The organism is Streptomyces sp. NPDC058239 (assembly GCF_042882185.1).
GTDB lineage: Bacteria > Actinomycetota > Actinomycetes > Streptomycetales > Streptomycetaceae > Streptomyces.
Window position 1 is genome coordinate 20,141 of sequence record NZ_JBHVWS010000048.1, and the last position, 19,554, is coordinate 39,694.

Sequence of the window (19,554 nt, forward strand, 5' to 3'; positions counted from 1 at the left end):
TGGGCGAGGCGGTCCCAACGGGTCGCGGTTTGGCCGGTGCGGCCCGTCCCACGGCGCGCCGGCCCGCACGGTCCTGGAGATCAGGGCTGTGGCCGGTCAGCCGTTGGGGAGGATGACCGCGCGGCCGTTGATCTTGCCGTGGTGCAGCCGCTCGTACGCCAGTGGCGCCTCGTCCAGCGTGTAGGTCTCGACGTGGACCTCGACCGATCCGGCACGGGCGAGGTCGAGTACCTCGGCGAGCTCGGAGCGCGATCCCCAGTACGGGGAGGTCACCGTCGTGCTGTACGGCAGTGAGCCGAAGCCGACCGGCAGCGCACCGCCGCCGATGCCGACGATCGTGACATCGGAGTCGATGGCGGCCACGGCCCCCGCCGTGGCGACGGTGGGAGGCGCTCCGACGAAGTCGAGGACGACCTGCGCGCCGATACCGCCGGTCAGGTCACGGACCTTCGCAGCGGCGTGTTCGTCGGAGAGCACGGTTTCGTGGGCGCCGACGGCACGGGCCAGGGCGAGCTTGTCCTCCGAGACGTCCAGGGCGATGACCCGGACGGCCGTCATGACGCGCAGCAGCTGGATCGCGACGTGGCCGAGGCCGCCGGTGCCGATGACGACTGCGGTGGCACCGGGCACCAACTTGGGCAGGGACCGCTTGATCGCGTGGTACGGGGTGAGGCCCGCGTCGGTGAGCGGCACGGCCTGGACCGGGTCGAGGTCGCCGAGCGGCACCAGGTGGCGGGGGTCGTCGACGATCATGTACTCGGCCATGGCGCCGGGCGAGCCGAGTCCGGGCGGGGTGATGCCGAGTTCCTTGGCGCGCAGACAGTAGTTCTCCTTGCCCTCGGCGCACTTGATGCACGTACCGCAGCCCCAGGGGCCGTAGACCGCGACGGATTCGCCGGTCGAGAGGCCCCTCACTCCGTCGCCGAGCGCGGCGACAGTGCCGACGCCCTCATGGCCGAGGGTGAGCGGCAGAGGGAAGGGGATCTGCTCCGCGGGCCGGCTCATCACGGCGATGTCGGAGTGACAGACACCTGCGGCGGTGACCTTCAGCAGCACCTGGCCGGGGCCGGGCTCCGGGGCGGGCACGGTGACGACTTCGGGTGCTGAGCCGACGGCACGGTACTGAACGGCCTTCATGGGGTTCTCCTCACTGCTTTCTTTGTGTTCTGTTGCTCGCCCCCGTTCCCCCGTCCGCCGATCAGGAGGCGGAGTAGCCACCGTCCACCAGGTGGTAGCTGCCGTGGATGAACGAGGCGCGGTCGGAGAGCAGGAAGGCGGCGAGTTCGGCGACTTCCTCCGCCTTGCCGAGGCGTCCGGCCGGGTGCAGCGAGATGAGGCGGTCGCGGGCCGGGCTGTCCGTGTTGCGCAGCAGCGGCGTGTCGATGAAGCCGGGGCCGACGGCGTTGACCCGGACGTTCTGTGCCGCGTATTCGAGGGCGGCCGTCTTGGTGAGGCCGACGACACCGTGCTTGGCGGCCACGTAGGCGGGCGATCCGGCGAAGCCGTTGGTGCCGAGGATCGACGACATGTTGACGACGGCGCCGCCGCCCGCCGCGACGATTGCGGGAAGCTCGTAGCGCATCGAGTGGAAGACACCGCTGAGGTTGGTGGCGACGACCCGGTTCCAGTCCTCGATCGCGTACTCACCGGTGGGGTTGCTGGGGCCGCCGATGCCCGCGTTGTTGACGGCGAGGTGCAGGGCGCCGAACGTGTCGACGGCGAATCGCACGCCCGCTTCGACGGACGCCGGGTCGGTCACATCCATGGCGACCGCGGCGGCCTTGGCTCCGGCGCTCTCCAGTTCGGCGACCGTCTTGCGGGCGCCTGCCTCGTCGTAGTCGGCGACGACGACGGACGCGCCGCCTGCGGCCAGCCGGTGGGCCAGGGCCAGTCCTATGCCGGAGGCGCCGCCGGTTACGAGGGCGGTCCGGCCGGCGAACTCCTGGTCGGCGGGGGTGAGGGGGGTGCTCATCGGGTTGTGTTTCCTTCCGTGATGCTGTGCGGCGCCGGCCCGGCGGGAAGCTGCGTGAGCAGTTGTCCGGAGAGGGCGTCGAAGGCCTGCCCGACCAGTCGGGGCAGGTTGTCCGGATGTCCGCCGCGTACCCAGGCGGCCTGGGCCGCGATGAGTGCCCCGGCGCCCGCTGCGACCGTGACGGCGGGTCGGATGTCCAGCCGCGGGTCGACTCCGAGCCGGTCCGCGACGATGGCGACCGAGTCCTCCTGGGCGTCCACCCGGATGTGGTGGAACGCGGCGTAGAGGGTCGGCTCCTGCTCGGCGAGGACCAGCAGGTCGAAGATCCGGTCGCGGCGGTGCCAGGCCTGGGCGTCGGGGTCGTCCAGCCAGGCGACAACGGCGCGGCGGTACGCGACGAGCGGGGGCTCGTCGGCGGGGCGTACTCGCAGTGCGTCGTTGATCCGGTCGCCGTCGCCCCGGAGCGAGTCCAGGACTGCGGCTTCCTTGCTGGTGAAGTACCGGCTGAAGGTCCGCCGGTCGACGTCCGCGCGTTGCGCGATCTCCTCGACCGTCACATTCTTCAGGCCTCGCTCGAGTACGAGCTCGATCGCGGCCTGCGCCAGTGTGTCCCGGGTCCTGCGGGCCTTGCGGCTCCGTCGCTCCGGGGTCTTTCGTTCCGGATTCATGAGTGCACCGTACACCTAAAAATGTCCCGACGCGACAGAAGTCTCGTCGGGACATTGGATCGGCGCTCGGCTGCCCTATCGGCCGCTGAAGGCCTCAGCGGCGCGGCGAGCACCGTGACCCGTCGCCACGGGCCGGTGGCGACTGCCTGCCGGCGCCCGACGCAGGGCGAGGGCGGCGATGTCGTCACGTCGCACACCTCCGGAGAAGGACTCCAGGTCGGCGTGGAGCGCATCCAGCACCTCGCGCGGCCCGCGCTCTGCCCAGTGGCCCAGCCGGGCGTCCAGCGGATAGAAGGCGCCCGATACGTCGCGGGCCTCGGTGACCCCGTCGGTGAAGACCAGAAGCGTCGCGCCAGGCGGGAAGTCCAGCCATTCCGCGACGCGTGCCTCCGTGCTGAGCTCCGCCATGCCCAAGGGAACAGATGTGCGCCGCAGCGGAACCGGGCAGGCCACACCGTCGTGCAGCAGCCGGGGCGGCAGATGGCCGCAGTTCACGGCCTGCACCCGGTCCTCCCCGTCGAAGCCGAGCACCAGAGCGGTGACGAAGCGTTCGATCTCGCCGGTCTGGGCGGAGAACGCGTTGTGCCGGGCGACGGCGTCCTCCAGCGCATCGACCACTCCGGTCAGGGTGGGCTCGCGGATGGCCGCTTCCCGGAACGCTCCGAGCACGGCGAAGCCTGCCCCGATCGCGGCGAGCCCCTTGCCCTGGACATCCCCGATGATCACCCGGGTTCCGTAGGGTGACTGCACGACCTCGTAGATGTCACCGCCGACCAGGCGGTCCTCCTCGATCGGCGTATAGATGCCGTGGGCGAAGATCTGCTCGGTCAGGATGGGCAACGGGCGCAGAATCTGCCGCTGGAGTGCAACGGCGGCGGAGCGCAGTCTGGCTATCTCGGCGGCATGACGGAGCCGCAGCGCACAGGAGCCGACGCCCAGGAAGCAAGCCAGCACGGTGAAGGCGACGCTGCTGGTGATGTCCCAGAACGTCCCCCCGGTCACCAGCCGGGAGCAGACGACAACGGTCATGACCGAGGTGGCCACGCCGACGGTCTGCCGGATGGTTCCGAAGACCGAGACGAGTGCGGGCACGACCACGAGAAGCGGTATGAGGCGCAGCTCGTCGCCGGTCCGGATGTCCAGGAAGCCGACCAGGGCGGTCAGCAGTGCCAGCCCGCCGAACAGTGCCCCGTTCCCGATCCGGGGGGCGAAAACGGCTGCCTCCCCCGCGTCCGTACCAGGGAGCATCGTCGCTCCACGCGTCGCCGCTCGGTGCTGGAGCCCGATCGTCACGGCCCATCCTCCCGGGATCTGCCGGCCCCACGCCGGCGTTCATTCCCAGTCCATCCGGTTCAAAGGGGGCAGCACACGAGGCTTATGGCCTCTTGGAGCGCGCCGAAGGTCCCGGAACTGGAAATGGCAGTGACCTTCGGCCCGGAAGTCGCGGGACGAAGGTCACTGTGTTGCGGTTCAGCGCACGGCTGCCGCACGGGCTTCGCCGTCGCGGCGGACGTCACCGGTTCCCGGCAGGCGTATCGCCGGGTGTTCCGGTACGAGCGCCGAGAGGAACGACGTCCGGCGACGGAGCACGAATCCCAGCGATTCGTAGAGCCGGACGGCATTGGTGTTGGAGGCGGAGGCATGCAGGAACGGTGTTTCGCCGCGCTGCCTGATCTCGTGGGCGACAGCGAGGACGAGCCCGCTGCCGAGCCCCTGCCCGCGCACGGACTCGTCCGTGCAGACGCCGCTGATCTCGCTCCAGCCGGGTGGGTGGAGGCGTTCGCCCGCCATCGCGACGAGCGTTCCTTCGCGGCGGATGCCGAGGTAGGTGCCGAGCTCGACCGTACGGGGCAGGAACGGTCCCGGGCGGGTGCGGGCGACCAGGTCGAGCATCTCGGGCACATCATCGGGTCCGAGCCGTACGGCCTGCGGATACGGGGCCGCCTCGACCCCGGCGTCGACGAGCTGGACGCCCTCGGCGTGAAAAGTGATCTCCCAGTCGTCCGGCGGCGGTTCGCGGAAAGCGGTGATGGTGACGGCGCCGCCGGGGCCGGCAAGCGCTGCTGCGTCGGCCCAGTCCTCGGCCTGCGGCGCGTCCGGGATCGCGACCCAGGGGGCCACGTCCGACGGGTAGCGCAGGATGCGGCCACGGTGCTCGGCGAAGTGGGCGTGCGGGCCGGTCAGTGCGGCGCGGACCGGGTTGTCCAGCGGGTGCGCGTCCTCCCCGGTGAGATGCGGCGCGCTCACGCGATCACCTCGATCACGATCTTTCCGCGCGCATGTCCGCTCTCCACGGCGCGCAGCGCTTCTCCCGCCTCGGCGAGCGGGAAGGCCCCGGTCACATGCGTCCGCAGGGCTCCGGTGACGACGAGGTTCGCCACCTCGTCGAGGACCGCCGCGGTGCGGGCCCGTGCGACGGCCGCCCCTCCGAGCTCCACCGCCAGTGGCTTGCCTCCGGCGCTGATCAGCGTGGCCGGGTCCGTGAGCAGCGGGGCCACGGCCCTCAGGGTGTCGCCGCCGACCAGGTCGAAGACCGCGTCGATGCCGTCGGGTGCCGCTGCCCGGACCCGGTCGGCGAGACCGGCGCCGGATTCGACGTGCACAGCGCCGAGCGACTCGATGAAGTCCTTCTTGGCCGCGCTCGCGGTACCGATGACATGGACGCCGGCGTGGCGGGCGAGCTGTGCCGCGGCCGTTCCGACTCCGCCGCCGGCCCCGGTGATCAGCAGGGTCGAACCAGGGGCGAGTCCGAGCTGGCGGACGCCGTCGTACGCGGTGGCCGGCGCGACCGGCAGCACGGCCGCGTCGGTGAACGACAGCCCGGCCGGCTTGTGCGCGGTCACGGCGACGGGCAGCAGCGTGTACTCGGCGTACCCGCCGGTCACCGGATTGCCGAAGACCTCGTCCCCGACCGCGAATCCTTCGACATCCGGGCCCACGCCCTCGACTACTCCGGCGGCCTCGCTGCCGAAGACGGTGGGAAACGGCTGCGGCTCACTGCCGGGCCTGGTGTACCCCGTACGCAGCTTCCAGTCGACCGGGTTGACCCCGGCCGCCCGGACGGCGACAAGCAGCTCGCCGGGGCCCGGCACCGGCACGTCCTGGTCGATGAGGGCCTCCACCTCCGGTCCGCCGTTGCGGGTGAACACGTACGCCTTGGGCATGAGCTCCCTCTCTCCTGGTCATGGCAGCGACGGCTCACGGCACCGACGGCCGGGCCGTTCACCGGTCGCTACAGCAGCAGGAAGGTCCTTTTCCGTGCACATATTCCCGGGCCGGTGCAGTGTTCATCGGGCCGCAATGATTCAGCGGACGCCACCCGTGACCGGGTCCACGACCTTGTTCACGAGGAGTTCGAGAAGCCTCCGGTCGTCGCCCGCCGTGCCGCGTTCGGCGGGTGTGTCCGGGTTGACGTCGAGCAGCACGTGGGTGGCGCCCAGCTCGCCGAGCTCTGTCAGATCCGTCCGGATCCGGTCGATCGTGCCGTGTCCGGCGGGGCGTTCACTGCCGAGGAGTGCGTCGGTGACGCGGATCTGCAACCGCGGTACGAGCGCGGGAGCGGGGCGCCGGACCCGTTCGGCCTCCTCCGTGATCACCGGCAGCCCGGCCCGGATCGCATCGAGCGGCAGCCGGTACGGGTGCCAGCCCTCACCGAACCGGGCGGCGCGGCGCTGGGCAGCGGCCGAGTTGCCACCGACCCAGACGGGCAGGCAGGGGGCGGATGCGGGCGCGGGCGCGGTCCGTACCCCTTGGTACGACACGCGCTCGCCCCGGAACGTCGTGGGGTCCTCGGTCCATGCGGCGCGGATGGCGGCCAGGTATTCGTCGGTGATCCGTCCCCGCTCGGCGAAGGGCACGCCCAGCGCCTCGTACTCGGCCCTGGACCAGCCGATCCCCGCGCCGAGGATGAACCCGTCGGCGTTCAGGTTGTCGATATTGGCGGCGAGCCGGGCCGTCTGCAGAGGGTGCCGGTAGGGAATCACGGTGACGGTCGTGCCGAGCACCAGACCTGGTACCCGCCCGGCGATGTGCGCGGCGAGTACGAACTGGTCGTAGAACGGGGCGGGATACGTCTCGTGCACATCGGGAGTGACCGCGATGTGATCGGAGATCATCGCGAAGGAGTACCCCAACTCACGTGCGTCCACGGCCTGTTGAAGGAGACTTGCCGGGGTGGCGCCGACACCGAAATTGAGTATGTTCACGCCGAATTTCACGATCGGAGCCTAACAACCGGAGCGATCGGCCCGGCGAAGTCGTAGCGGCGGCGGGCGGCTTCGGCGCCCTGGAGGCGCCGGCGGGTCCGGTCGCACATCCCATTCACCCTGGAATGCAGCGCCCGCTCCGCCGGCACATTGATCAGCAGGAGCGCCCATTCGGTGGCGACGCCGGACCGATCTCGACGCGTTCGTCGACAGCCTCGCGGCTCACGGGCCGACGATCACGACACCGGAGAGCATGCGCGGGACGGGCCACTGTCTCTACGCGCGGCACGCGGGCGGGGCCGAGTCCGGGTACGTCGAGTGGAGGCCCGAGCCGGTCCAGCAGATCGTCGCCCGAAGAATCCCTGCCGAATGTCCACGTCCTGGACATTTATAAGCCGTCCTTTGACGACCTCAAGGGCTTCGGATACTGTCCACGCCCAGTTGGGCAGCTTCAGTGGACAGATGCGAGATGGGTGGTTCCCGATGACATCGGAACCGGATGGCAACCTCAGCCGACGGCGACTGCTGCGCCTTGCCGGCGCGGGAATGGGCGCGCTCGCCGCGTCCGGTGTGCTCGCCGCCTGTGCGCCACAGCCGGCGAAAGGCTCCGGTGACGGCCGGGCCGGTTCGGGCGCCCGGGCCCTGGGCGCGGATGTGCCGATCAGCAGCCTCACCCTCGCCCTGCCCTCCTCCATCTCCAGCCTCGATGTGGGCCGCGAGTCGGGCGTGCTCAATTACCTGGTCGCGGTGCTGGCCCAGGAGTCCCTGCTCTCGGTCGACCCGTCCGGCAAGCTGAAGCCCGGCCTCGCATCGTCCTGGAAGCAGCCCGATGCCACGACGTACGTGTACACACTCCGCCGCGGTGTCACGTTCACCGACGGCACCCCGTTCACCGCGGACGACGTGGTGGCCTCCATCGAGGCCATCCGGGATCCGAAGAACGGCTCCACCCTCGGTTACGCCTACGCGGGTGTGCAGTCGGTGAAGGCCACCGGCGACCACGAGGTGACGATCCGGCTCAAGGCGCCCGACGCGATGTTCGCGTGGACGACGACCGCGGGCGGGCTCCTCATCAGCAGCCGTGCGTTCCTGACCCGCAATCGGGGACGGATCGGCACGGCGAAGACGCTGCTGCTCGGCACCGGTCCGTACCGGATCACGGAGTTCGCCGCCGACGACCATGTGCTGCTGGAGCGCAACGACGCCTGGTGGGGCGAGAAGCCCGCCGTCCGGAAGCTCAAGCTGTCTTTCGTCCCGGACGCCGGGACGCGGCTGGTCGCGATGAAGTCCGGCGCGGTGGACGGCGCCCTGAGCCTGGCGTCGGACGAGGCCCGCGGCTGGGAATCGACCGCGGATGTCACATACACCGGCGACCGTTCGGTGGTGTCGCTGGCGTTCGACACGGCGAAGGCCCCGTTCGACGACGTCCACGTCCGGCGTGCCATCGCCCACGCCACCGACCGCGAGGGCATGGTGAAGGGCATCCTGCACGGCAGGGCCGAGGTCGCCGATGCGCTGCCCTCGCGCGACATGTGGGGCGATCTGATGTCTGCGGACGAGGTCCGCTCCGGCTACGACGCGATCCCCACGCTGCCGTACGACCTGGACGCCGCCCGTGCGGAGCTGGCCAAGTCCTCGGCGAAGGACGGCTTCACCGCGGAACTGCACTACCCCAACAGCGGGCCTCAGCTGGGCAAGGCGGCACTCGCGCTCGCCGCTTCGCTCAAGAAGATCGGCGTCACACTGAACGTCAAGGAGATCACCCTGGAGCAGTGGGTGGCGGAGCTCGGCTCAGGCAAGCAGCCGCTGCAGTTCCTGTGGTACTTCCCCGTCACCGGCGACCCGGCCGAACTCGCCGACCCGTATCTCAATGCCGCGGCCACGGCGACGGACATCGCGCACTACGACAACGAGACCGTCAACACCGCGCTGAACACCGCGAAGGCCGCCACCGACAAGGACAAGCGCGCCCGGGAACTCATGAAGGCGGTGCAGACGGCCGGTGCCGATCTGCCGTACCTGCCCCTGTGGTGGGCGCAGACCGCGACCGCGCTCTCCAAGGAGATCGTGCTGCTGGACCAGGGGCCGTTCGCATTCATCGGACCGTGGGCGACCAGGATCCGCAAGGCCGCCTGAACCCACCGCACTCCCCCGGCTTCCGGGGCCAGTCCCAGCACAAGGAACGGACCACCATGCCCAGTACCGCCGCGCCCAGCCCGCCGCAGCGGCGCGCCGCGATCGTCGTGCGGCGTGTCCGCGAGGCGATGCTGCGGCTGGTCCATCCGGTCGAGGCCCGGATCAGTCCCGACGGGCGCGCGGTCGCCGTGGCGGCAGCCGGTCCGAAGAACGTCGGACTGGTCCTGGCTCCGGTCCCGGCCGGGCCGCAGGGCCCGGAGGAAGATGCGCAGCCCCCCGTGTTCCTCGCACCGCCGGAGCCGTCCGCGCCCACGGACCGTCACAGCCCGCGCTGGCTGCCGGACTCCCGGACGCTGCTGCACATCGCCGAAGTCGAAGGACCCACCGGTACCGAGGTGCGGCTCGCGGCTCTGGACACGGCCTCCGGAGCCGTACGCACCGTCGCCGCCGCCCCCGGTGCGGTGGAGGAGCTGCTGGTCTCCGACGACGGTAAGCAGGCGCTGCTGCTCTGTGCGCAGGACGGCGCGGAACGCGACGGCATGAATCTCGGTGTGCCGGTACGTCTCAAACCCGCACCCGCGCCCGAACGCTTCGCGCCGGGTGCCGGCCGTCGTTCGCTGCATCTCGTCGATCTCGCGGAGGGCTCGATGCACGAGGCCGGGCCGGCCGGGCTGACCGTGTGGAACGTCGCCTGGCGCGGCGGAGCCACTGCCGTCGCCACCGTCTCCGAGGACACCCTGCCCGCCGGGTACTACGCTGCGCGGTTCGCCGCCCTGGATCTCGAAGCCCGCACGGCCAGGACCGTGCACACGCCCCGGGGGCAGCTGGGCGCTCCCGCCGTCTCGGCGGACGGCCGGTCCGCTGCGGTCTGCGAAGGCATCTCCATCGTGGCCGGGCAGCCGGTGGTGGTCGATCTGACGACCGGGCACACAGAGCTCGTGCCGGGTGTCGAGGACGCGACCTGGTTGCGGTTCGACGGCTCCGCGGACACCGCACCCCGCTCGCTCTGGTTCGCGGGCTGGGACGGGACGGGCTCCCGCGTCGGACACACCGGGCGCCCCGCCGGCACGCTCTGGTCGGGCCCGGTGGCCCTCGGCGGGGCCGGCTATCAGCCCGAGCTGTCGCTCAGCGACGACGGGCGGCTGGCCGCGACCGTGCTCGACGCGCCGGGCCGCCCGGCCGAGGCCGTCGTCGCCCGCACCGAAGGACCGGACGCCTGGGACTGGGCGCCCGTCACCGCACTGAACGCTCCCGCCGACGCCACGCTCGCCGGAGTCCGTACCGAGGACACCGCCTGGTCCGCGGCCGACGGACGTACGGTGCAGGGGCTCCTTCTCTCGTACGGTGAGAGCGCAGGTCCCCGGCCCCTCGCCGTTCTCGTGCACGGCGGCCCCGCCTGGCTCTGGTCCGCCGGATACGCGCCCGGCGATGTACTGGGCCTCGCACCCGCGCTTGCCGCCGCCGGATATCTGGTCCTGCTGCCCAATCCGCGCGGCAGCAGCGGCCGAGGGCTGGAGCACGCCCGTGCCGTGGTCGGCGACATCGGCGGCGCCGACCTGGACGATGTGCTGTCCGGCGTGCGCCACCTCGTCGACGCCGGTCTCGCCGACTCGGACCGTACCGCCGTCCTGGGACACAGCTACGGCGGCTACCTCGCCGCGCTGGCCGCGGCCCGCACCGATGTCTTCCGGGCGGCGGTGGTGGTCTCCGCACCGACCGACTGGCTGAGCTTCACGCACACCAGCAACATCGGCGGCGGCTACGACCGTGCATACGGGATCGGCGGTGTGGACTCGCCCGCCGAACTCATCCGGCGCTCGGCGGTCTTCGCCCGCGGAGGCAGCGGAACCCCGACGCTCATTGTGCACGGGGCCGCGGACCGGGTCACTCCGGTCGGCCAGGCCCACGAGCTGTACCGGTCGCTGCTGCGCGCCGGACGCGCCCCCGTCGAGTTGTACGTGTACCCGGACGAGGGTCATGAGTTCACCGACGGCGCCCATCTCCTCGATGCCGCCGCCCGGGTCGAGGAGTGGCTCGGCACCCACCTGGGCCCGCGCGCCTCGGCCGCCCAACAGCCCGCCGTGCCGGGGGACGCATCCCCCGAGCCGATCCCCTGCACGGCTCCCGAGGCCGGGCCGGAAGGTGTCGCCCCCCGAACACCCTCCGCCCCGGCCACCCTCGACCCGGCCGGGGGTGACCGATGAAGCCCGCCGCCCGCTCGCGGCTGCGCGCGGCTCTCCCCCTCGGCCATGTGATGCGCCGCCTCGGCGGCACGCTCGGGCTGCTGATCGTCCTGTCCGTCGCCGTGTTCGCCCTGCTGCAGGCCGCCCCGGGCGACCCGGCCCAGACGCTCCTCGGCCCGCGCAGCGCGACTCCCCAGGCGCTGGCCGCCGTACGGGCCCGCTACCACCTCGACAGCCCGCTGGCCGTGCAGTACTGGTACTGGCTCAGCGACGCCGTCCGCTTCGATCTCGGTACGTCGATCCGCACCGGCGAGGGTGTCGCCGCGGCGCTGGGCGACCGGCTCGTGCTCACCGGACAACTGGTCGGTCTCGGATTCGCCGTGGCGCTGCTGCTCGGACTGCCTCTGGGGGTCCTGGCGGGCCTGCGGGGCCGGCGGGTCACCGACCGGGTCGTACAGAGTCTCGGCGTGGTGGCGCTGTCCACCCCCGCGTTCGCGGGCGGTCTGCTGCTCATCTATGTGTTCGCGCTGATGCTCGGCTGGTTCCCGGCGTTCGGACCCGGCGAGGGCTCGGGCACCGACCGGCTGATGCATCTGGTGCTGCCCGCTCTGGCGCTCGGCCTCGCCGTCACCGCCGTCCTTCTGAAGCTGACCAGAGCCGCGGTGATCCGCGAACTCGACCGGGAGCACGTCACGTTCGCACGTGCCCGGGGTGTCCGTGAGCGGGACATCCTGCTGCGCTACGTGCTGCGCGGCACCTTCGTCCCCGTCCTCACCGGGATCGGTCTGATCCTCGCCTATCTCCTCGCGGGGACCGTCCTGGTGGAGCAGGTCTTCGCGCTGCCCGGCCTCGGTTCCCTGCTCGTCGATTCGGTCACCTTCCGGGACATTCCCGTCGTCCAGGCCGAGGCGTTGCTCGTCGCCGCCCTCGTCTGTCTGGCGAACCTCGTCACCGATCTCGTACAGCCGCTGCTGGATCCACGGCTGCGGACCGCACCCGTGGCGAAGGCATCGCCCGTGGCCCGGTCGTCCGAAGTCCGTGAGAAGGAAGGCCGATGAAGACCCGCACACCCCGCCGCCGGTTCTCGCCGCTCACCGTCTGCTGCTCGGTCCTGCTGGTGCTGTTCGCGCTGGCCGCGGCCGTGGGCCGGCTGGTCCTGCCCGACTGGGACGCGCAGGATCTCGCCACCGGTGCCACCATGCCGGGCGGCGGGCATCCGCTCGGCACCGATGAACTCGGCCGGGACATCGTTCAGATGGTGATCGCCGGGGCACGGAGCACACTGGCCGGGGCGGCGCTGGTGGCGCTCGGGTCGATGGCCATCGGCAATGTGCTCGGGCTCCTCGCAGGCTACCGGGGCGGCTGGATCGACACCGCCGTGCGCCGCTGGGCCGATCTGCTGCTGGCGCTGCCCGCCCTTCTCGTGACGATCGTCGTCGCGGGTATCGGCGGTGGCGGTTACGCCCTGGCCGTCGGTGTCCTCGTCGTGCTGACGTCGCCCGCCGACATCCGGCTGGTGCGGTCCGCCGTGCTGGAGCAGCGGCACCGCGCCTATGTCGAGGCGGCCGAGACGCTGGGGCTGTCCCGGTTCACGGTGATGACCCGGCACATCTGGCCCAATGTGCTGCCCGTCGTGGTGGCCAATACCCTCCTCAACTTCGCCGGGGCGATCGTCGCTCTGAGCTCGCTCTCCTTCCTGGGGCTCGGTGTACCGCCGGGCGCCCCGGACTGGGGCCGGATGCTCTCCGAGAACCGCACCCTGCTGTACGACAACCCGTCCGCCGCCCTTGCACCGGCCCTGCTGATCATCGCGGCGGCCGTGGCACTCAACCTCCTCGGCGACCGGTTGTTCGAGGCATTCTCCGACCGCGGGAGGTCCTGATGGTGGCAGCGCACCCGGCAACGGACAGCCGTACCGCCGCTTTTCCGGCACCGCCCACCGGCCCGCTGCTCGCGGTGGACGGTCTGAGGGTCGCCGCGACGGCGGGTGCGGGCGCCCCGGTGCCGATCCTGGACGGCATTTCGCTGGAGGTCGGCAGGGGCGAGTGCATCGGCATCGTCGGCGAGTCCGGCAGCGGCAAGTCCCTGGCGATGCGGGCCGTGGCGGGACTGCTGCCGACAGGGACCGATGTGACGGGCGGGTCCGTACGGATCGACGGCCAGGAGGTCCTCACCCTGACACCGCGCGAGCGGCACGCCCTTCGGGGCCGGCGTGTCACGCTGCTGATGCAGGACCCGTTCACCATGCTGCACCCGCAGCTCACCTGCGGCCGGCAGATCGCCGACGGGCTGCGCGACCCCGACGGCGGTCTCCGTGGACGCAAGGGGAAGGCGGCCGGGCGTGCGGAGGTGGAGCGGCGGCTCGTCGAGGTCGGGCTCGGCCCCGATGTCGCCGACCGCTACCCGCACGAGCTGTCCGGAGGCATGCGGCAGCGGGTGGCCGCGGCTGCGGCGCTCGCGGGCGACCCGGAGCTGTTGATCGCGGATGAACCGACGACCGCGCTGGACGCCGCCAACCAGCGCGCCGTACTCGATCTGCTGCGCGGCCTCCAGCAGAGCCGGGGCATGGGCCTGGTCCTGATCACGCACGATCTGCGGGTGGCGTTCTCCGCCTGTGACCGGGTGTATGTGCTGTACGCGGGCAGTGTGCTGGAGCACGGGCGTTCCCACGAGCTGGAGTCCGGCCCGTTGCATCCGTACACGGCCGGCCTGCTGGCCTCCGAACCGTCCGTACGCGAGCGGTACGCCGAACTCCCGGCAATTCCCGGCTCCGTGCCGGCGCCGGGCACCCGGGTCGGCGGCTGCGCGTTCGCCGACCGGTGCGCCCATGCGGCCGATGTGTGCCGCACCGAACCGGTCGTACTGCTGACACCGCCGCCGCCCGCTGCCGGGGCCGGGGTATCCGCCGCGAATTCGCGCGGTACGGGGCGGATGTCCGCCTGTGTGCGGATCTCCGAGATCGGCGATGCGCTCACCGCGCCGTCGGTACGGGCCGCAGCCGTGCCCCCCGCGGTGCCCGAGCCGGGCCCGGACGGGGTGCACGGGCAGGACGCGGCACTGGTAGCCGGCTCCGTCGACCGTACGTTCCGGTCGTCGGCCGGAGATCATGCCGCGCTGCGCGATGTGAGTCTGGCGGTCCCCCGTGACAGCGTCGTGGCCCTGGTCGGCGAGTCCGGCTCGGGCAAGACGACACTCGCCAGGATCGCGGTCGGTCTTGAGACCTTCGACAGCGGCACGGTCACGGTGGGCGGCATTCCCCTGTCCGCCGGGCGTCGCCCCGGCACCGCGGACCGGCGGCGCCTGGCCGAACAGGTGCAGATCGTCTTCCAGGACCCGTACTCCTCGCTCAACCCGCTCCGTACCGTGGGCGCGACCCTGCGCGAGGCCCTGGTCGCCGCGACCGGCCGGCGGGGGCGCGACACGTCCGGGGCCGAGGTACGCACGCTGCTCGAACAGGTTGGGCTACCGGGGGCGTACGCCTCACGGCGCCCGGCCGCGCTCTCCGGCGGCGAGCGTCAACGAGTGGCCCTGGCGCGGGCGCTGGCCGCCCGGCCCCGGCTGCTGATCTGCGACGAGGCGGTGGCGGCGCTGGATGTGTCGGTCCAGGCGCAGCTGCTCAATCTGCTCGCCTCGCTCCAGCGGAGCGAGGGCTTCGCGGTACTGTTCATCACCCATGACCTCGGTGTGGTGCGGCAGATCGCCGACCGGGTGGCCGTGATGCACCAGGGGCGGATCGTCGAGCAGGGCGCGACGGCCGATGTGCTGGACGCCCCGCAACACCCCTGGACCCGGCGCATGATCGACGCGCTGCCCGAGGTCGCGGGCAGCGGCGACCAGGATCTGACCGACCGGCAGCCGCGCCGGTAGAGTGTCCCGCTGACCTGCGCATACCACCGAGAGCGAGGAGGAACGGTGTCCGAGCCGCCCGTCACCGTCGGCCCGCCCGCGCCCCCGCGTCCACCGGATGCGCAGCAGTCCGCCGCCGTCGGCGTGCGGACAGCTCTGGCCGGAAATCTCAACCGCCGTCGGCTGGCCCGTGGCTGGAGCCTGCGCGAACTGTCGGCGGCGACCGGTGTCAGCAAGGGGCTGCTGTCCCAGATCGAACGCGCCGAAGCCAATCCGACGGTCGATGTACTGGTGCGGATCGCCGACGTGCTGGACACGAATTGCACGGATCTGCTCCGTCAGCCGCTGCTGCAGCCGGAGATCGTCCGCGCAGCCTCGCTGGACGAACCCGAGGACGAGACCTCGGTCAACCTGCTGTACTCAGGCCACGAGCAGGGCCGCATCGAGATCTACCGTACCCGTCTGCATCCGCACGCCCAGAGCCAAGTCAGTTCGCACGGTGCGGACTCGGTGGAGTACGTGCTGGTGATGTCGGGCCAGGTGACACTGGTCGTGAACGATGTCCCGCATCTTCTGGAGGCGGGGGACACGGCCCGGTTCTCGGGGCTCAGCAGCCACTACTACACCACCGAGGATTCTCCCGCCGTCACGCACACCATCGTGGGCTACCCGCGCGACTGAGCAGTCAGGGCATCGGTCCGAGTCGAGGCACCGTCGATTTCGACTCAACTATCGCTGGATATACGCCGGTCGGCCCCGATGCGCCGCCGGCTGTGGCAACCTGGAGGCGATCGCCCCACCGGGCTCCCCCGTACCGGTGGGGCGATTCCGGTCTCCGGCGCGCCTCGCCTGCACGGATATCGCGCCTCGTCTGCACAGATATGGCGAGGGATCACGATGATTCCCGGCCATTGATGCCGTGTGACCTGATCAACTTCCACTTTTCCGCATGGGAGCCTCCTCCGGGGGCAGACGCATACACCTCACCTACGACCAGGGGAGCGTGACGAGATGACGGCGCACACTGCGCGGACTGCCGGTGCGGAGCGAGCGGAGAGTGCACGGTCGGCGCCGACGGGAGAGGCTGCCGGGGACATGGGCGACCTGCCGTGGATCGAGGACGCGGGGAAGATCGCCCCGCCGGATGCACGTGAACTGTCCAGGCTGTTCTTCGACCGGCTGCAGGTCCTGGAGGAGGGAACCCACGCCCATCAGTACGCGCGCAACACCCTCATCGAGATGAACCTCTCCCTTGTCCGGTTCGCCGCAGGGCGGTTCCGGAACCGGGGCGGCGGCGACATGGAGGACATCGTCCAGGTAGGCACCATCGGGCTGATCAAGGCCATCGACCGGTTCGATCTCTCTCGCGAGGTCGAGTTCACCTCCTTCGCGGTCCCTTACATCACCGGCGAGATAAAACGGTTCTTCCGTGACACCAGCTGGGCGGTGCATGTCCCGCGCCGACTCCAGGAGTTGCGGGTCGACATCGCCAGGACCAAGGAGTCCCTGGCCACGCAGCTCGACCGCGACCCCACCGTTCCGGAGCTGGCCGAACAACTGGGCCTCAGCGAGGGCGAGGTCACCGAGGGCATCGTGGCGGCCAACGGGTACACGGCGGGTTCGCTGGACATGCCGGCCGATCCGGCGGACGCGGGCCGGCGAAACGCACCGGGGCGCACCTTCGCCGATGTTCTGGGCGGACCCGATCCCGCGATGGAGACGGTCGAGAATCTGCATACGCTCGCGCCGCTGCTCGGCGATCTCGACGATCGTGAACGTCGCATCATCGGCATGCGTTTCGGCCAGGAGATGACCCAGTCCCAGATCGGCACGGAGCTCGGCATCTCGCAGATGCATGTGTCGCGGCTGATAAGCAGGATTCTGCGGAAGCTCCGTAGCGGAATGCTCGTCGAGGAGTGATCCGAGCGGACGCCGTCTCCGGCTGATGCATCAGCCGGAGTCTCCATCGCCCGCCTGCCCCGTGATCGCGCTCGTACATTGCGGCCGAATGAAATCGGGCGCCCGCATCGGGCCACTCGGTGACCCGCCTGCGGCGGTCCCGTACGGCTGCGCAATGGGTTCGTCCACGCAGGTCGGAGCCGATACGGAGACATGGCGGGCGGTACCGTGACCAGTGACTGAACCGCGTGCGACACGCCGTGCAGCCGCACTGAAGAGCGGTTGACGTCCTCCGGAGCCGCTGTCACGCTCACGCCATGCCAGCGACTGCGGTTCTTGTCTCGCGGCGCCACGTCGATCTGGGTCGCCTCGCGTCCGCGGCGTGTCGCCCGGGCCCCTGCTGCGGCCGGCGCCGTTGAGCAGCTGAGCTGCACCGGGCGCCGCACCCAGCACCACGGCGTGGACGACTCCGACAGCCACGACCGCAAGCTGCGCCGGGTCATGTTCGACGGCGACGTCCCGGTCGGGACGGACGGCCGTCGCTCCGTCCTGATCAGCCCCGACGAGGTCCCGGCACCGGGCTTCGGCATCGCATCGGGTGCCTCCACCGCCGCCCGACCTCCCCCTCCGGACAGCCGGTCCCGCCGCACGCCGCAAAGTGCGCCGCCCGCGCTCCCGCCACGGAAGCGGCAGGCCGCGCTTCCACCGACTCGTCACCGTGCGAGGAACACCATGAGCCAGCCCGTCGACGCCGTCACCGCAGGCCACACCCCCGATGACCACGACCTGCGGGACGCCGGAGCCGCCTGGGGCGTCCGGTGGCGGCGTGCGCGGCTGTGCGACGATCCGAGGAGCGGCACGAGGTGCAGGTCGTCTGACGGCTCCACGGGGTTCGGCGGTGCCGGAGCGGATTGCTCCGGCACCCTGAGCGGGCCGTCCGGCGGCAATCAGTCGCCGTCCTTCTCCTCGGCGCGGCCCGCGTAGTAGGTGGCGATCATGTCCTCGCCGCCGTGCCCTGCCGCCTCGGCACGCGCGAAACGGTCTGCCGAAGCGGCGACCAGGTCCAGGCGTACCCCCGACTTCTCCGCCGCGTCCAGGATGAGGCGGGTGTCCTTCAGCGCAGTGGACAGGGCGAAGCTCGGGGTGAGGTCACCGGAGAGAACCGCGGCGGACTTGCCCTGGAGATAGGCGGAGTCCAGCGGGCCGCCCTTCATGACGCCGAGGAACGTCTGCGGGTCGATCCCCAGTCCTTCGGCGAGGTTGAGGCATTCCGCGATGTTGTTGACCATGGTGATGACCCAGGTGTTGACCACGAGCTTCAACCGCGAGGCCGCCCCGGGGGTCTCCGCGACCCAGACCGTGCGCTGTCCGATCGCGTCCAGGACGGGGTTCACCACCGCCCGGGCGGTGGAGGGGCCGGAGACGAAGACTGTCAACGTGCCCTGCTCCGCGGGCTGTTTGGTACCGGAGACCGGTGCGTCGAGGTAGACCAGACCCGCGTCCATCGCCTGCCGGGCGAGATCGGAGGTGGCGTCGAGTCCGACGGTCGAGCTCTGGAGGAGCACCTGGCCGGTGTGCAGCCCCGGCTGCGCGGCGGTGAGCGCGGCGGCGACGGCGGGACCGTCGTTGAGCATGGTGACGATGACATCGGCGCCGCGTACGGCTTCCTCCTCCGTGTCCGTGACCGTGGCACCGTCGGCGGTGAGCGGGGCCGCCTTGGCCTGCGTGCGGTTCCAGGCACGGACGTCGAGGCCGGCCCGGAGCAGACTCCGGGCCATGCCGGATCCCATGATTCCGGTGCCGAGGACGGCGACGGTCGGCCGCTGCGGGGCGGCGTCGGCAGCGCTTGAGGTCATGAGAGGACTCCCTTCATCGGCCGCGCCCCGGTCGGCTCGCGGCGCGGTGGGTTCTCAGGATTGCCGCAGCGCACCTTCCAGGACGGCAGCGTGTACGGCCCTGGCGAGTCGCGCACCCCAGCGGGAGCGGGGTCCCGCGAAGGGTTCGCCGACGGCGGGCCCCGGGGAAGGGGCGGCGACGCAGACGGCGTCGGTGGGAGTGCCGGAGCAGTCGAGTCCCGCGTCCAGGAGTGCCTGGACCTTGGCCTCGGTCGCCGTGGCGACCGCGTTGACGAGTGCGGCGTCGGAGAGTGCCACCGGCAGGGTGACGACGATATTGACCGTGCCCGGCCGCGGCGGCGTCCCGGTGCCCTCGTCCGGGGCCGCGGCCCAGCCGCGTACGCCGAGTCCGCAGGTGGCGGTTGCCGTCACGCCCTCGTCGGCCGCGGCGGTGTACGCGGTGACATCGGCGGCCGTCATCAGTCCGGCGCCGGGTCCGGTGAGGTGTTCCGCGGCGGCGATCTCGGCGAGATGGCGGTCGGGGTCCAGGCGCGGATAGCCGCCGGGCACCTGGGCGTTGAGGATCCAGGCGCGCGGTCCGATGCCTCCGCCGAGCACGGCACTGCTGCACACCCGCCACCCCGGCCCGAGCCGCCACACCAGATGGGGAAGGTCCAGACCGTCCTCGTGCCGGGTCAGCAGTTCACCGCGCTGTTCGGGGAGCCGGATGCGTACGGAACGGATGGGGCACCCCCGGTGGCGCGGCAGGACGACGGGACGACGGTCGGCGGTTGGCCCGTCGATCATATG

Annotated in this window: 18 protein-coding genes; 9 read left to right on the plus strand and 9 right to left on the minus strand. The window is 71.3% G+C overall.

The window, feature by feature from the left end; all coding sequences use genetic code 11:
- Positions 1–96: 96 nt before the first annotated feature.
- The 7 genes from ACFVYE_RS35940 to ACFVYE_RS35970 form a co-directional block, all read right to left on the minus strand.
- Positions 97–1,137 (minus strand): NAD(P)-dependent alcohol dehydrogenase, encoded by a 1,041-nt coding sequence (locus ACFVYE_RS35940; protein WP_389608257.1) that lies wholly within the window; start codon positions 1,135–1,137, stop codon positions 97–99.
- 61 nt (positions 1,138–1,198) lie between these two features.
- Positions 1,199–1,972 carry an SDR family NAD(P)-dependent oxidoreductase gene (locus ACFVYE_RS35945; RefSeq protein ID WP_389608258.1) on the minus strand — a complete coding sequence of 258 codons (774 nt, stop codon included), beginning with the start codon at positions 1,970–1,972 and terminating at the stop codon, positions 1,199–1,201.
- Positions 1,969–2,640: a TetR family transcriptional regulator gene (locus ACFVYE_RS35950; protein ID WP_389608259.1), complete on the minus strand. Its 672-nt coding sequence runs from the start codon at positions 2,638–2,640 to the stop codon at positions 1,969–1,971. The genes ACFVYE_RS35945 and ACFVYE_RS35950 overlap by 4 nt, the downstream gene beginning before the upstream one ends.
- A gap of 75 nt (positions 2,641–2,715) precedes the next feature.
- Positions 2,716–3,933 carry a PP2C family protein-serine/threonine phosphatase gene (locus tag ACFVYE_RS35955; protein ID WP_389608260.1) on the minus strand — a complete coding sequence of 406 codons (1,218 nt, stop codon included), beginning with the start codon at positions 3,931–3,933 and terminating at the stop codon, positions 2,716–2,718.
- Between the two features lie 177 nt (positions 3,934–4,110).
- Positions 4,111–4,887 carry a GNAT family N-acetyltransferase gene (locus ACFVYE_RS35960; protein ID WP_383969835.1) on the minus strand — a complete coding sequence of 259 codons (777 nt, stop codon included), beginning with the start codon at positions 4,885–4,887 and terminating at the stop codon, positions 4,111–4,113.
- Positions 4,884–5,804, minus strand: coding sequence for an NADP-dependent oxidoreductase (locus ACFVYE_RS35965; protein ID WP_389608261.1), 921 nt, complete (start codon positions 5,802–5,804; stop codon positions 4,884–4,886). Before ACFVYE_RS35965 ends, ACFVYE_RS35960 begins: the two co-directional genes overlap by 4 nt.
- 141 nt (positions 5,805–5,945) lie before the next feature.
- The gene (locus tag ACFVYE_RS35970; protein WP_389608262.1) at positions 5,946–6,845 is read right to left on the minus strand and encodes a TIGR03619 family F420-dependent LLM class oxidoreductase; all 900 of its coding nucleotides are present in this window, start codon (positions 6,843–6,845) and stop codon (positions 5,946–5,948) included.
- Positions 6,846–7,328: 483 nt separating this feature from the next.
- Here ACFVYE_RS35970 and ACFVYE_RS35975 point away from each other — a divergent pair, with 483 nt between their 5' ends.
- The 9 genes from ACFVYE_RS35975 to ACFVYE_RS36015 all read left to right on the plus strand — a co-directional run bounded on the left by ACFVYE_RS35975 (position 7,329) and on the right by ACFVYE_RS36015 (position 17,893).
- Positions 7,329–8,981, plus strand: a complete 1,653-nt coding sequence (locus ACFVYE_RS35975) for an ABC transporter substrate-binding protein (RefSeq protein ID WP_389608263.1) — start codon at positions 7,329–7,331, stop codon at positions 8,979–8,981.
- Positions 8,982–9,037: 56 nt separating this feature from the next.
- Complete coding sequence (locus ACFVYE_RS35980; RefSeq protein WP_383969846.1) at positions 9,038–11,185, plus strand: alpha/beta hydrolase family protein; 2,148 nt, start codon at positions 9,038–9,040, stop codon at positions 11,183–11,185.
- Positions 11,182–12,222 carry an ABC transporter permease gene (locus tag ACFVYE_RS35985; protein WP_383969849.1) on the plus strand — a complete coding sequence of 347 codons (1,041 nt, stop codon included), beginning with the start codon at positions 11,182–11,184 and terminating at the stop codon, positions 12,220–12,222. The genes ACFVYE_RS35980 and ACFVYE_RS35985 overlap by 4 nt, the downstream gene beginning before the upstream one ends.
- A complete protein-coding gene (locus ACFVYE_RS35990; RefSeq protein WP_383969852.1) occupies positions 12,219–13,046 on the plus strand; it encodes an ABC transporter permease in 828 nt (275 codons plus the stop codon). The genes ACFVYE_RS35985 and ACFVYE_RS35990 overlap by 4 nt, the downstream gene beginning before the upstream one ends.
- Positions 13,046–15,031 carry a dipeptide ABC transporter ATP-binding protein gene (locus ACFVYE_RS35995; protein WP_389608264.1) on the plus strand — a complete coding sequence of 662 codons (1,986 nt, stop codon included), beginning with the start codon at positions 13,046–13,048 and terminating at the stop codon, positions 15,029–15,031. Before ACFVYE_RS35990 ends, ACFVYE_RS35995 begins: the two co-directional genes overlap by 1 nt.
- Positions 15,032–15,076: 45 nt before the next feature.
- Positions 15,077–15,691, plus strand: coding sequence for a helix-turn-helix domain-containing protein (locus ACFVYE_RS36000; RefSeq protein ID WP_389608265.1), 615 nt, complete (start codon positions 15,077–15,079; stop codon positions 15,689–15,691).
- A 330-nt stretch (positions 15,692–16,021) separates the two neighbouring features.
- Positions 16,022–16,930, plus strand: coding sequence for an RNA polymerase sigma factor SigF (locus ACFVYE_RS36005; RefSeq protein WP_389608266.1), 909 nt, complete (start codon positions 16,022–16,024; stop codon positions 16,928–16,930).
- A 296-nt stretch (positions 16,931–17,226) separates the two neighbouring features.
- A complete protein-coding gene (locus ACFVYE_RS36010; RefSeq protein ID WP_383969863.1) occupies positions 17,227–17,328 on the plus strand; it encodes a putative leader peptide in 102 nt (33 codons plus the stop codon).
- A 40-nt stretch (positions 17,329–17,368) separates the two neighbouring features.
- Positions 17,369–17,893 (plus strand): hypothetical protein, encoded by a 525-nt coding sequence (locus ACFVYE_RS36015; RefSeq protein ID WP_383969866.1) that lies wholly within the window; start codon positions 17,369–17,371, stop codon positions 17,891–17,893.
- Here the strand turns inward: ACFVYE_RS36015 and ACFVYE_RS36020 are convergent.
- Together ACFVYE_RS36020 and ACFVYE_RS36025 are read right to left on the minus strand one after the other, a co-directional pair.
- Positions 17,857–18,765, minus strand: coding sequence for an NAD(P)-dependent oxidoreductase (locus ACFVYE_RS36020; RefSeq protein ID WP_389608267.1), 909 nt, complete (start codon positions 18,763–18,765; stop codon positions 17,857–17,859). The genes ACFVYE_RS36015 and ACFVYE_RS36020 overlap by 37 nt on opposite strands.
- Positions 18,766–18,819: 54 nt before the next feature.
- Complete coding sequence (locus tag ACFVYE_RS36025) at positions 18,820–19,551, minus strand: adenosylcobinamide amidohydrolase (protein ID WP_389608268.1); 732 nt, start codon at positions 19,549–19,551, stop codon at positions 18,820–18,822.
- Positions 19,552–19,554: the final 3 nt, after the last annotated feature.